Source organism: Micromonospora sp. MP36, from assembly GCF_008119785.1.
Taxonomy (GTDB): domain Bacteria; phylum Actinomycetota; class Actinomycetes; order Mycobacteriales; family Micromonosporaceae; genus Micromonospora.
This window is the reverse complement of the sequence record NZ_VSFA01000151.1, coordinates 1-13,562: the sequence shown is the minus strand read 5'-3', so window position 1 is coordinate 13,562 and position 13,562 is coordinate 1. Positions and strand designations below refer to the sequence as shown.

Sequence of the window (13,562 nt, the reverse complement as noted above, 5' to 3'; positions counted from 1 at the left end):
TGCGGGCGGTGATCGCCACCGTCTTGGACTAGCCCGGCGTCGGGCTGCTCTCCACCGAGGGGGGGGTGAGGGTCAGCCGGCCCGCCTTGAGCGTGAAGTCCGCCCGGGTGGCCCGGTCAGCCGCTACATCCACCGTGGACGTGGCCGATTGGTACTTTCTTCTCGCCCCGGTGAACGGGTGGTTCCCGGTCAGGGTGGAGAACATCCAGTAGAAGCCGTCGCCGAGGTTGGCGTCGTCCGGGGTCGGCCCGGTCTCCGCCTTCTCCGCCGGCTGGTCCACGCTGGTCACTGTCGCACGGTTGAGCCCGGTGCCGGTGTTGCCGTCCAGCACTCGGCCGACGACCAGACCACCCGGGATCGGGTTGCAGGGCCGGTTGACGATGGACACGTTGTCCAGCTCCCACCAAAGCCCCCAGGGGGTGGCCTGGTAGCGGAACCGGATCCGCACGTTGGATTTCCCGGCCGCCTGCGGCACCGAGATCTCCTCCAGCCTCTGAAAGGGTCGGGTGCTGGTCCAGTGCGCCACGTTCGTCCAGGTCGTACCGCCGTCAACGCTGACGTCGACCTCGGCGAACCCGTTGAACGAAAAGTGCCGGTAGTCGCTGTTGAACCGCAGCAGCGGTGCCGGTACGGCGGACAGGTCGATCGCCGGGGTGATCAGCGCGGTGTCCATGAGCTTGCCGGGACCGTTGTAGTCGGTGTCCGCGATGGCGTACTTGCCGGTGCCGCCGGTGAGGTTGCCGTGGTTGCGGGGGTCGGTGAAGACCCAGCCGCCGTTGGGGGTGGTGTTCACCACGCTCCAGCCGGCCGGCGTGTCCCCGGACTCGAACTGCTCGGAGAGGACCGGTTCGCTGTAGCTGGACTTGTATCCGGCGGCGTTGCAGGTGGTCTCGACCGCCAGGTCGAAGTTCCGCACCTGGTTGCTGTCACCGACCGTGACCTGTGTTGTGGCTTGCTGGTAGGACCGGTACATTGCCTTGACCGTCAGGCCGTGCTCGCCCTGTGGCAGGTCGACGCTGTACGCGCCGGTGGCCGGGTCGGTGAAGACCGGGCCGCCTGGCTTGCCGGCCACGTCGATGCGCGCGTAGAGCGGCCAGCCGTGCCCGGAGCCGTCCTTGACCACGCCGGAGACCTTGCGGCTCGGCACGGCGTCGAGGGTGAAGTTCGCCGTCACCGCGCCGCCGTCGGGCACGGTCACCGTCGCGGTCTTCGACGCGTAGCCGTATGCCGAAGCGGTCACCTCGTGCTGGCCGGCTGGAAGGGTCAGCTTGTACCCGCCCTGGTCGTCGGTGATGGTGCCGCTACCGCCGCCGCCGACGCGTACCGTCGCACCGGCGATCGCTACGCCACCGGCCTTGGTGACCTTGCCGGTCACCCCACCCCACGGGCCGGCCGTGCAGTTGGGGAACTTCATCGCGCCGATGCGGGTCTGCCAGCCAGCGTCGCTGGTCTGGGCCAGGTACTCGGAGGTGAACCAGAAGGTGCAGCCATCGGTCGGGTCCACCGACATCGAGCTGTAGCCACCCCACAGGCCCGGATTGTGGGTTTGGGCGCCGGTCCCGGCGATCAGGGTCCGTTCGCTCTGCCCCAGCTGGCCGAGCGGGTCACCGGCCAGCCGGCCGGCCACCCGGATCGAGGGGTATGACGTGCTGCTCGATGCCGAGTAGCCCATGGCGATGTTGCCGGAGACGTCCATGGCCGCGCTGGCCATCCACCGGTTCTCGGCGTCCGGGGCGTAGGTGCCCTGTTGGTGGATCGCCCAGTCGGTGGGGGTGGTGCTGCGCAGTTCGTACCACCGCACGCCCGCATGGTCGCCGCCGACGTCGACCGCGTGGTTGAGCACGATCGAGGCGTGGTCGCCGAAATTGCGGTACGCCGCCCGGTACATCAACCGGTCGGCGACCGCGTCCAGTCTTGCCGTCGTCCCCTGTTGCGGGATGCAGCCACGGCTGTAGAAGCACAAGTTCGAGTCGAACGGCGCGGTCTCCATGGACCGGCTCGGCGCCAGGTCGTTGCCGAACGTGGACTCGGCCGGGTCGGCCCAGTCGACGTGGAAGTCCCACATCAGCAACCGGTCTGTCGGCAAGATGCCCGACGCGTCGTCGTTGAACTTGATGAACGGGTTCGGCGCCCCGGGTGGGGGTGCCTGGCCCTCCACGTCGGACGGCAGCATGCCGGCGAACTCCGGGTCGAGGTGGAAGTAGACCATCCGGGCCGGCTGGCCGGCGAGCATCTTCTCCCGCTCGAACGCCACCGCTCCAGCGCCCACGCCACCAATGACGTTGGGAGTGAACTCGTTGGCGGACATGTAGTAGGCGTCCGGCCAGATCCCGAGCTTCGCGGAGTCGTTCTGTCGGGTCTGGTGGTACAGGAAGTCATACCGGTAGAAGGCGCCGGTCGGATCGCCGGTCTGCGAGATCGCGATGCACTGGTGCATGCCGATCGACCCGCCAGGCAGGGAGAACTGGGTGAGCATCCACCGGTCGGCGGCCTCGTCGTAGAGGACCACCGGGCCGCTGTTGTGGTAGGGGGCAGTGCGGGTCTCGCACGGTCCGCCGAAACCGGCCCACAGAGAGTTGGTCGGCAGCGGCCCGAGCAGCTTGGTGCCGCTCTTGTCGTACACGGCGTAATGCAGGTTCACCATCTGGACGTAGTGGTTCGGCCCGACGTCACCGTTGGTGTCCGGCGGCAGTACTCCAGCCACGTTGCCGACGCCTTCGAAGGTGGCCGTGAACTCGGGCACCCGACTGGCGGTGAAACCACGCTGGACCTGGTCGCTGCCCTCCTTCGCAGACGGGTTCACGGCTGCACGCTCCAACGAACGAGCCGGCCGCACGCTCGCCTTGGCGCTGCCGCGCTCGGAACCGGCACGCTTCCCGGAGATGTCACGCAGCTTCGGGGAACGGTCGTGCTTGACAGCCTGGCGCACCTCCGCCTTGGCGGTCGGCTTGGCGGCGGGTGCGGCGGGCACCTCGTCAGCGGGCTTCGCCGCAGCTGGCAGGCCGCCGACGAGCAGCGCCAGCGCGGCCAGGACCGCCACCGGTCCCGCTCGTAGCATTCTTCGTCGTACAGGTCGCATATGGACATTGCCTCCTTGCCGGGGCGGGCCAAGGGGTGCCTCAGACCGCCTGGGGGTTCGGGCTACAGGGGTCCGTACTCGTCGTCCGGGTCGGTCCCGGGTGGGGGCCGGGCTCGCGCCGGTCGATCGGCGCGGGCCCGGTGGGTCAGACTCCGCTCAGCAAGCGGTGTCGGGGCGGAGGGCGAAGTCGGTGGCTATCGTCTCGCCCGCCTTGAGGTTCACCAGCCTGAACTGCGGCTCCCAGCCATCCCGAACCGCGTTGATCGTGACCGGATTGTCCTTCGGAGCCCAGATGGCGTACCGGCCATCCGCATCGGTCTTCAGGGTGTAGGTCCAGCCCTTCTTACCGTTGATCCGGACGGTCGCCCCGCGCAGCGCGGTGCTGTTGCCCTTGCAGTCGACGCCGGTGACGACACCCGTCGCCTTGCCCCAGTCCTTGGGCGGCTGCACGGTCATCGTCACGTTGATCGGTGCTACGGCGTACGGGGTGTCCGCCTTGATGGCGAGCTGGGCGGTGTAGTCACCGGGCTGCTGCACGTCCGCCGAGGTGGCGTCGAGCGTCACGTTCACCGTGATGCTCTGCTCGGGCTGCAGCGTGGCCGAGGCCGGCGACGCGGACAGCCAGGGCACGTCGGCCACGGTGTCGCACTGGTCGAAGCCGGGCAGCTGTTCGCTGTCGACTGTCGGGGTGAACCCGCCGGTCGTGCCACCGACCTTGACGAACCCGCATGCTCCACCCGCCCGGTAGCGGGCGTGGTTGGCGTTGGGCAGCGCCGACCACGAGTCGGCCGCCGGGTCGTACGCCCAGCCCTGGTTGGTGACCGTGGTGGAGCCGTTGATGACACCGGTGGACAGCAGCAGCAGGCCGTTGGCTGTGTCCGAGGCCGCGCCCCAGAGGTCGACCGGCAGGTCGGCCTTCCGAGTCCAGGTGTTCGAGCCCGGGTCGTAGGCGTAGGTGCTCTTCAGGTCCGTCTGCCCGACGGAGCCGCCGGCGCAGTAGAGCGTGTCGTCGATGCCGCCGCAGCTCTGCCACACCACCGCCTCGGGGTACGCGGCAACCGTGGTGAAGGTGTCCGCCCCTGGGTTGTACCGGACGACGGCCCCATGGGCCAGGTCGCACGGTCCGTTCGCGCAGCCGCCGACCAGGTAGATCTGGCCGTCGACCACCCCGATACCGGCCGCGGCAGTCGGGGCCGGGTTGGTGCTGGCCCGGGTCTCCCACGCGTTGGTGTTCGGATCGTAGACGTAGACCTTGGGCGAGGTGTTGCCCACCGGGTCCCAGCCGCCGAAGACGTACAGCCTGCCGTCGACGAACGCCGCCGCCGGCTTCTCCAAGGCCGCCGGAAGGTTGGCGATCCGGGTCCACACGTTCGTGGCCGGGTCGTACACGTAGCTGTTGACGACATTGGCGGCGGCGTCCGTCCCGCCCACCGAGTACACCTTTCCGTCGAACGCGGCCATAGCGTTGTCCATGATCGCGATCGGGTAGTTGGCCGTGATGGTCCACGGCGGTGCGGACGGGGACGGCTCCTCGACCTGACCGGGCTTGTTGTCGCCCCGCCAGGCACGCGACAGGCCGCCTCCCTTGACGCGGAGGTTCTGCAGTCGCGCACCGCGCGGGCCGAGGATCTCGAAGCCACCGCGCCGCTCGGACAGCTCCACCGTTGCCGGTGCGGTGCCGTCGTTGCGGATCGTCGTCTGCACCGTCCTGCTCTGGCCCACGTCCTGGGTGCTCTTGACCGTCGGGGAAGTGATGGTCAGCTGGCCGGCCTTCAGCGTGAAGTCAGCCCGGGTGGCCTGGTCAGCCGTCACGTCCACTGTGGACGTTGCCGATTCGTACTTGCCGCTCGCCCCGGTGAACGGGTGGCTCCCGGTCAGGGTGGAGAACATCCAGTAGAACCCGTCGCCGAGGCCGGCGTCGTCCGGGGTCGGCCCGCTCTCCGCCTTCTCCGCCGGCCTGTCCGCGCTGGTCACCGTCGCCCGGTTGAGCGCGGTGCCGGTGTTGGCGTCCACCACCTGTCCGACCACCAGACCACCCGAGACCGGGTTGCAGGCCCCGTTGACACCGGAGGTGTATCCGGCAGCGGTGCAACTGGTCGCGACCGCGAGGTTGACGTCCTTCACCTGGTTGCTGTCACCCACGGTGACGTGTGCGGCGGCTCGCTGGTAGGACGGGTACATCGCCCTGACCGCCAGGTCGTGCTCGCCCTCGGGAAGGTCGGCGCTGTACGCGCCGGTCACCGGGTCGGTGAAAATCGGGCCACCCGGCTTGCCCGCCACGTCGATGCGCGCATACAGCGGCCAGCCGTGCCCGGAGCCGTCCTTGACCACCCCGGAGACCTTGCGCATCGGCACCGTGTCCAACGTGAAGTTCGTCGTCACCGCGCCACCGTCGGGCACGGTCACCGTCGCGGTCTTCGACGCGTACCCGTACGCCGACGCCGTCAGCTCGTGCTGACCCGCCGACAGGGTCAACTTGTAGCCGCCCTGATCGTCGGTCACCGTGCCGCTACCGCCGACCCGGACGGTCGCGCCGGCGATCCCCGTGCCGTCGGCCTTGGTGACCTTGCCGCTCACCTCACCCCGCGGGCCGGCCGTGCAGTTGGGGAACTTCATCGCACCGACGCGGGTCTGCCAACCAGCGGCACTGGTCTGTGACAGGTACTCGGAGGTGAACCAGAAGGTGCAGCCGTCGGTCGGGTCCACCGACATCGAGCTGTAGTCACCCCACCGGGCCGCCGCGTGGGTCTGGGCGCCGGTCCCGGCGATGAGGGTCCGTTCGCTCTGTCCCAGCTCCCCGAGCGGGTCACCGGCCAGCCGGCCGGCCACCCGGATCGAGGGGTACGAGGTGCTGCTCGAGGCCGAGTAGCCGATGGCGATGTTGCCGGTGACGTCGATGGCCGCACTGCCCATCCACCGGTGCTCGGCGTCGGGCGCGTAGGTGCCCTGCTGGTGGATCGCCCAGTCGATGGGAGTGGTGCTGCGCAGTTCGTACCACCGCACGCCCGCATGGTCGCCGCCGACGTCGACCGTGTGGTTCAGCACGATCGAGGCGTGGTCGCCGAAGTTGCGGTATGCCGCCCGGTACATCATCCGGTCGGAGATCGCGTCCAACCGCTGCGTGGTGCCCTGCTGCGGTATGCAGGTGCGGGCGTAGTTGCACATGTTGGAGTCGAACGGCGCGGTCTCCAGGAACCGGCTCGGCGCCAGGTTGTTGCCGAAGGTCGAGTTCGCCGGGTTGGCCCAGTCGACGTGGAAGTCCCACATCAGCAACCGGTCGGTCGGCGAGATGCCCGACGCGTCGTCGTCGAACATGACGAACGGGTTCGGCGCCCCGGGCGGGGGTGCCTGACCCTCCGCGTCGGACGGCAGCAGGCCGCCGAACTCCGTACCGAGGTGGAAGTAGACCATCCGGGCCGCCTGGCCGGTGAGCATCTTCTCCCGCTCGAACGCCACCGCGCCAGCGCCGACGAAGCTCGGAGTGAACTCGTTGGCGGTCATGTAGTAGGCGTCCGGCCAGATCCCGTACTTGGGGTAGTCGTTCATCCGGGTCTGGTGGTACAGGAAGTCGTACCGGTAGAACGCGCCAGTCGGATCACCGGTCTGCGAGATCGCCATGCACTGGTGCATGCCGACGGACCCGCCAGGCACGGCGAACTGGGTGACCATCCACCGGTCGGCGGCCTCGTCGTAGAGGACCACCGGGTCACCCATGTTGCGGGTCTCGCACGGTCCGCCGAAACCGGCCCACAGTGAGTTGGTCGGCAGCGGCCCGAGCAGCTTGGTGCCGCTCTTGTCGTACACGGCGTAATGCAGGTTCACCATCTGGACGTAGTGGTTCGGCCCGACGTCACCGTTGGTGTCCGGCGGCAGTACTCCAGCCACGTTGCCGACGCCTTCGAAGGTGGCCGTGAACTCGGGCACCTGACTGGCGGTGAAACCACGCTGGACCTGGTCGCTGCCCTCCTTCGCAGACGGGTTCACGGCTGCACGCTCCAACGAACGAGCCGGCCGCACGCTCGCCTTGGCGCTGCCGCGCTCGGAACCGGCACGCTTCCCGGAGATGTCACGCAGCTTCGGGGAACGGTCGTGCTTGACAGCCTGGCGCACCTCCGCCTTGGCGGTCGGCTTGGCGGCGGGTGCGGCGGGCACCTCGTCAGCGGGCTTCGCCGCAGCTGGCAGGCCGCCGACGAGCAGCGCCAGCGCGGCCAGGACCGCCACCGGTCCCGCTCGTAGCATTCTTCGTCGTACAGGTCGCATATGGACATTGCCTCCTTGCCGGGGCGGGCCAAGGGGTGCCTCAGACCGCCTGGGGGTTCGGGCTACAGGGGTCCGTACTCGTCGTCCGGGTCGGTCCCGGGTGACGCGTCCGGAGATGGCCGCGGATCCGCGGGTGCAGGCTCCACCGCGTTTGGCGGGGGGCCGTCCGGCATAGGCTCTTGTGCCGCTGGGGTCCGCTCGCGTTCTTCCATTGCCGCAGTCTCAGCCCGTGCCGGTGGTACGCGCGACTGGTCGGATGAGGCGTTTAAATATCTCGACGTACTGATTTAATTGTCGGCAGCGGTTGCGGCATCCTCGGACAGCAGTCCCAGCTCCACGACCCGTACCGCCACCCCGGTACGGGACGAGACGCGCAGCTTCCGCATGGCCGACTTGAGATGGCCTGCCACGGTCTGCACGGAAAGCACGAGATCCTCGGCGATCTGCCGGTTGGTCCTGCCAGCGAGCAGCAGCCGCACCACGTCCAACTCCCGCGGCGACAGCCGATCTCCGTAGCTGGGCCGGCCGCGCGCGCGCCGGGGCGCGGACACACCGAGATCGCGCAGCTGGCGCCGTACCCGGTCGGCGTCGCGACTGGCACCCAACGCAGCGAACCCTTCCAGCACATCGGCCAGGTCCGCCTGTCCGCCGTCGGTGGTGTTGTTCGCCGCGCTCAGCTCCGCCGCGCGCAGGGCGGCGTACGGTCGCGGCAGTGACCGCCAGATGCCGGCGGCACGCCGGTAGAGGGCTGCCGCGCGCCACCGATCGCCGCGAGCCTCGGCGACCGCGGCGCGGGCCTGGACCCGCGCCGCCCGCGCCGCCGGGATGTCCCGCCCGCGCATGCCTCGTGCGAAGTCCCCGACCAGGTCCGCCGCCGCGTCCAACCGTTCGGCCGCGACCAGCGCGTCGACTCGTACCGGCACCACGGGGACACCCCATAGCCAGATTCCCCTGGCCGCGACGATCCGTACCGGTTCCTCGGTGACGGACAGTGCGGCATCGACATCACCATCGGCCAGCCGTGACGTGGCGATCGCGGCGGCGGTCTCCATGTAGAGCTCGGCCAGGCTGTACCGCCGGGCCACGTCGAGCACCGCGGTGAGATCAGGCACGCTTGCGCCCGTTGCCGCGCGGACCATGCCGGCGACCAGTTTCGCCTCCGCCCAGATGATAGGTGAGGGGTCATCGCCACCAGCCACGGCGTCCGCCCGGTCGGCCAGGTCGGCCCACTCGCCAACGAACCAGTCCAGGTGCACCTGGGTGGCGAGCACCACGTCCCGTACCGCCATCAGGTCGTGCTGCTCGGCGAGGGCGAGGGCGACGGCCAGGTGGTGGCGGGCCTGGCCGTAGCGGCCCCAGCACATGGCGGAATCTCCGAAGTTCAGGTGCCCCCGGGTCACATGCTGACGTGTCGTCGCATCAGGAACGTCCCGCGGAATCGTGACCGCTTCAACCCACCCCGACTCCTCGCCCATTCTGAGCAGCGCACTCGCCCGGCCGACGACGAGGTTGAGCCGGTCCGCCGGGGACCACCCGGACTCGCGCGCGGCAGCCGAGCGCCGCAACCAATCCAGGTTCGCGGCCATGGTCCCGGCGAACAACTCTGGCCAGCCCAGGAGAACCATCGCCCGCACCGCCTCCAGCGACCCAGGCGGCAACTCCGCAACTGACCGTTCCGCCTCGTCGTGGGCCGCGGCGATCTCACCCCCCATCGACAGCAGCCGGGCGAGGTGCAGCCGTGCCAGATTGCGCTCGCGGACGGGCAGCGAAGCGCAGTCCATGGCCCGGCGCAGCGCCCGCACCAAGATGTCCAGGCGAGCCGGACCGGTGAACGTGACGAACGGCACCTTGTCCACCAGACGGGCCACGTCACCCACCGGCAGATCCGGGCTCTCCAGCAGCTGGTACAGCAGGGCCGCCGCCGCGGCCTCGTCGGCCGACCCGAGCGCCACTTCCACGGCCAGCTCGGCATACCGAAGCCACGAGGCGACTTCGCCGGCCTCCCGGAAGTGGCGGGCAAGGCGGGCCAGCGGTGCGGGCGTACGGTGTTGGAGAAGCTCGGCCGCACGGCGGTGCAGCACACGCCGCTCGGCCGGCGGAATCGTGTCGTACACCGCCCGAGCCGCCAGCGGGTACCGCACCGAGAACAACCCGCGCGAATCCTGCTGCAGCAGACCGGTCTGGATGGCCTCGGACAGGCCTTGGTCCGCGTCGCCGGAGGCCAGACCGCTGACCGCGGCGAGCATCGCCCAATCCGACGGGTCGGCGAGCACGGCCGCGGCGCGCAACACCGCCTGGGCCGGGAGGCCGAGCCGCGCGGCCCGTTCGAGCACAGCGTCGCGGACCGTGGCCGGTATATCGATCCGATCCAGCCGGCGCCGCGCCCAGCCCTCGCCACGGTAGGTCAGATCCGCGCGGTCGTGCAGTAGGCGCAGCACCTCCTCGATCGCGAGCGGGATCCCGGCAGTGTGCCGATGCAGGAACTCCACGAACTCGGCGGAGATGGCCTCGCCCGCCACCATCGAGGACATCAGCCGGCCGGTCTGGGCCACGTCGAGGCCACCCAGCGGAATACGCAGCTGGGTGGTCCCGGCCGGCCGCCGCGAGGACAGCCGCACCACCGGCGTATCCGCGGGCAGATCCTCCGGCCGGTACGTAACGAGCAGCCCTGGACGGGAGCTGGACCCGACAACCGGACGCGTGACGAGGAACAGGAGGAACTCCACGGTGGCCTCGTCCGCCCAGTGCGCGTCCTCCACAACCAGCACCGCGATGCGTAGCCGGTCCAGCAGCTCCACCAACGCGCGGAACAACCGGTGCCGCGCCGCGCGCGGGTCATCGAGCGGTTCCGGCGGCGGCGGCAGGTCCGCTGCCCACTCGGGGAAGAATGGGCGCAGCGTCCCGGCCAGCGCGCTCAGCCCAAGACCCGTAACCGTTTCGGTAGCCTGCCGTATCGCATCCAACAGCGGGCCGAGCGTGTCCGGTTCGCGGAACGGCGGACAGACCGCGACCAGAACGCGCCGCGCCCGCATCGCCGGAGACGCCAGAAATTCCAGCACCAGACGGCTCTTGCCGATCCCGGCCTCTCCCTCGATCAGTACCAGGGCCGGTGACTGCGCCATCGCCTGTGCCAGCGCGGTCAGCTCCCTGGCACGACCCACAAAGGCTGGCGAGGCCAACCGGGGTAACCGCGCGGCGCCGTCGCCGCGCATACCGGCTGAACCCGACATCACAGGGCCCCTCGGTCTAGGTCACCTATACGCCGATGATTCTCTATGTCTCTGCCTCATTGTCAATCAGCCGGAACGCCCAAGATCGCGGCCAGTAGCGGCAACTACTCGTATTTGTGATGATCGGTGTGGAACCTGGCTGATGCCTGCAGAGGACGCGTACACAGGCAGCATCGCCACGCGGCCGAGAACAGGCCGCCGGAGGGAACCGACTGGGTACGCATCTCGGCGCTCTACGAGGCGCTCGCCCAGGTCGCGCCGTCGCCGGTCGTGGAACTCAACCGGGCGGTCGCGCTCAGAATGGCGGACGGGCGGGCCGCACATGCAGCAGATCGGCCGGGGAGATGCCCGCCCGGCACTGGTGACCGGCGTCGACGTCACGGTGCCCGTGCACACGCTGGCCGGCATGCCGCTGCCCGCACCGAAACGGAGCCCGTCGAGGCCGGGGTGCCCGTGCGGCTGCGGCTGATCAACACCGACAGCACGACCCTGTGGCTGCCGAATATTGTGTCCGCGCTGGTCGGAAGCCCTTCGACCTGCAGCCTCAGTCTTGGCCTACTCACGCCCCGCGTGTCTTCCTGACCCATCGCCGTTGGTCATCGCGCGATGATGCCGCCCATGCTGTCGAGTCGGCATGAGGCGCGGTGCCGAGGTTGCCCCAGGTCCGTTTCCTCATGCCGCTCGCCGAACCGTACGTGCGAGTTGGCCCCGCATACGGCTCTCCACGGCGTCTGCCGTCGGGTTTGGTGGTTCTAGATGTTTGCCCAGGGTGTTGGGATCGTGTCACCCCGGTAGCGGTAGCGAGTGATCCTCGGTGTCCGCGCCAGGTTGATCAACACGATGCCGTCCGCGGAGATCGGCTGCCAGGTCCCGTGGGCGCCCAGTAGCCGTCGGCGGACGTCTTTCCACGTCCAGCGATGCCGGGTTTTCAGCCACACGATCACGCGGTGCCAGAGAAAGCGCTCCAGCGTGTGGAAGGTGTGTTTGGCCACGGCGTGCTTGAAGTAGTTGGCCCAGCCGTGCACGATCCCCGCGGCTGCTCGGCTGACCATCACCCAGATCAGCGCGGCGCTACGCCAGGCCCGCCGCCGTAACGTGCCCACCAAGGCCGCCGCGATCCAGGCCGCGTTGCGCACCCAGCACCTGGGCCAGCCACCGATCGTGGCCGGCGCCTATGCGGCCACCGTCCGGGCACAGGTGGCCATCCTGACCGTCCTCAACGCTGAGATCACCACCATGGAAGAACAGGTGAAGGCTCATTTTGGCCAGCACCCGGACGCTGAGATCTACCTGAGCCAACCCGGCTTGGGGGTGGCGCTCGGCGCCCGGGTGCTTGCCGAGTTCGGCGACGACAAAACCCGCTACGCCGACGCCCGGGCCCGCAAAAACTATGCCGGCACCAGTCCGATCACGCGCCAATCCGGTAAGAAGAAGTTCGTCCAAGCCCGCTACGTGCACAATGACCGCCTTGTCGACGCCCTCGGCCTGCAAGCCTTCGCCGCCCTCAGCGGCTCACCCGGCGCCCGCGTCTACTACGACCAACTCCGCGCCCGCGGCACCGGCCACCGCGCCGCGCTGCGCCAACTCGGCAACCGCCTCGTCGGGATCCTGCACGGCTGCCTCAAGACCGGCACACCCTACGACGAACACACCGCCTGGGCGCACCACCAACAACAAGATCAACAAGCCGCTGCTTGACAACAAGACCCATGGGGTGTCTACCCACCCTGCGCGTGACCGGCCGGCAGGTACGCGCCGACGTCGCATACACCCACGCGGTGCCGAAGGCTCAGCGCACCGGCCATATGGTGGCGCTCGGCGTGGACTGGGGCCTGAACACCCTCCTGTGCGCGGGGGCCCTGCGACGGGAAGCCGACGGCCGGATCACCGGGTTGGGGTCTGGTGGCCAGTTCCGGGCCGCCGGCGTCCTGGCCAAACAGCACCGCCTGCGCCGTCACAGTGAGCGGCTGCGCGCCAAGGCCGACCACTACCAGCGGCTGATCGACGGCCGCCCGGACGAGCACCTGCAGGCGAAGCACGAGGTGCTGCGCGACGAGATCCGGCACGTGTCCGAGCGCCGTGCGAACCTCAACCAGGCGCTCGCCTGGGCTGCCGCACGGTGGGCCGTGGACCAGGCCATCGCCGCCGCCGCGACCGTCATCTATGTGGAAGACCTGCGGTCGATGGAAGCCCGGGGCATGGGCGCCACCCTGAACACCCGCCTGTCCCAGCAGGTACGCGGGCAGATCAGCGACCGGATGCGGCACCTCGCCGCCGAGGCGGGTGTCGCCGTGGTCACCGTCCCCGCCCGCAACACCTCCAAGCACCGCCCGCACTGTCTGACCCCGCTGCGGCATCGCAAAGCCCCCGACCAGCCGACCGTGGCCGGCTGGAAGTGGGCCATCTGCCCCAACCCGTCCTGCCGCTGGCAGGGCGACCGCGACAACGGCGCCTGGCGCCGCATCGCCGCCCGCGGCCTCACCCACCAAACCACGACCATCACCGACAAGACCAGCGGACAGATGATGATCCGCGCCGTGGTCGACACGCTCGAAGCCTCGGCGGTCATCACCAGGACCAGCCGGAGAGACCGGTCGAAGACCGGCCCCACCCGGCCCAACACCTCACGCCCCGCGCCCAAGCGACGCAGGGCACCCTCCCCCACCCGGCCCCACAGCCAGGCGGGCAAGCGTCCGGAGGGACACGCACCAACGGACCGGACCAGGCTGCCCCGCGCCGCCCACGGCACCAGAGCGTGAAAACGATCAGCACACCCACCACCGGCCACCGGCCACGAGGAGCAGCACTGGCGCAGGATTCCACCTGCATGCCCACGCCTCCCCACCACGGTGGGAAACGATCCCGGAAACCCAATCCGACTCAGGATCACAAAGCTAGTCAGAGACGCTCCGCCGTCCTGCTCGCAGCAGTGGCGGCCGCAGACCTCGCAGCACCATGGAATCTCGCAAGCGAAGAGATCACCCAGCCCTCGC

Annotated in this window: 6 protein-coding genes; 2 read left to right on the top strand and 4 right to left on the bottom strand. The window is 69.5% G+C overall.

The window, feature by feature from the left end; translation table 11 throughout:
- Positions 1–28: 28 nt before the first annotated feature.
- The 4 genes from FXF52_RS37995 to FXF52_RS37975 form a co-directional block, all read right to left on the bottom strand.
- Positions 29–3,040 carry a carboxypeptidase regulatory-like domain-containing protein gene (locus tag FXF52_RS37995; protein ID WP_187413958.1) on the bottom strand — a complete coding sequence of 1,004 codons (3,012 nt, stop codon included), beginning with the start codon at positions 3,038–3,040 and terminating at the stop codon, positions 29–31.
- 195 nt (positions 3,041–3,235) lie between these two features.
- Positions 3,236–7,300 (bottom strand): carboxypeptidase regulatory-like domain-containing protein, encoded by a 4,065-nt coding sequence (locus FXF52_RS37990; protein WP_187413957.1) that lies wholly within the window; start codon positions 7,298–7,300, stop codon positions 3,236–3,238.
- A gap of 326 nt (positions 7,301–7,626) precedes the next feature.
- A complete protein-coding gene (locus FXF52_RS37985) occupies positions 7,627–10,500 on the bottom strand; it encodes an AAA family ATPase (protein ID WP_187413956.1) in 2,874 nt (957 codons plus the stop codon).
- 821 nt (positions 10,501–11,321) lie between these two features.
- Positions 11,322–11,705 (bottom strand): group II intron maturase-specific domain-containing protein, encoded by a 384-nt coding sequence (locus FXF52_RS37975; protein ID WP_255472802.1) that lies wholly within the window; start codon positions 11,703–11,705, stop codon positions 11,322–11,324.
- Here FXF52_RS37975 and FXF52_RS37970 point away from each other — a divergent pair.
- Both FXF52_RS37970 and FXF52_RS37965 read left to right on the top strand, forming a co-directional pair.
- The gene (locus FXF52_RS37970; protein WP_255472801.1) at positions 11,698–12,267 is read left to right on the top strand and encodes a transposase; all 570 of its coding nucleotides are present in this window, start codon (positions 11,698–11,700) and stop codon (positions 12,265–12,267) included. The two genes, FXF52_RS37975 and FXF52_RS37970, sit on opposite strands and share 8 nt — an antisense overlap.
- 35 nt (positions 12,268–12,302) lie before the next feature.
- The gene (locus FXF52_RS37965) at positions 12,303–13,328 is read left to right on the top strand and encodes a transposase (RefSeq protein ID WP_222870904.1); all 1,026 of its coding nucleotides are present in this window, start codon (positions 12,303–12,305) and stop codon (positions 13,326–13,328) included.
- Positions 13,329–13,562: the final 234 nt, after the last annotated feature.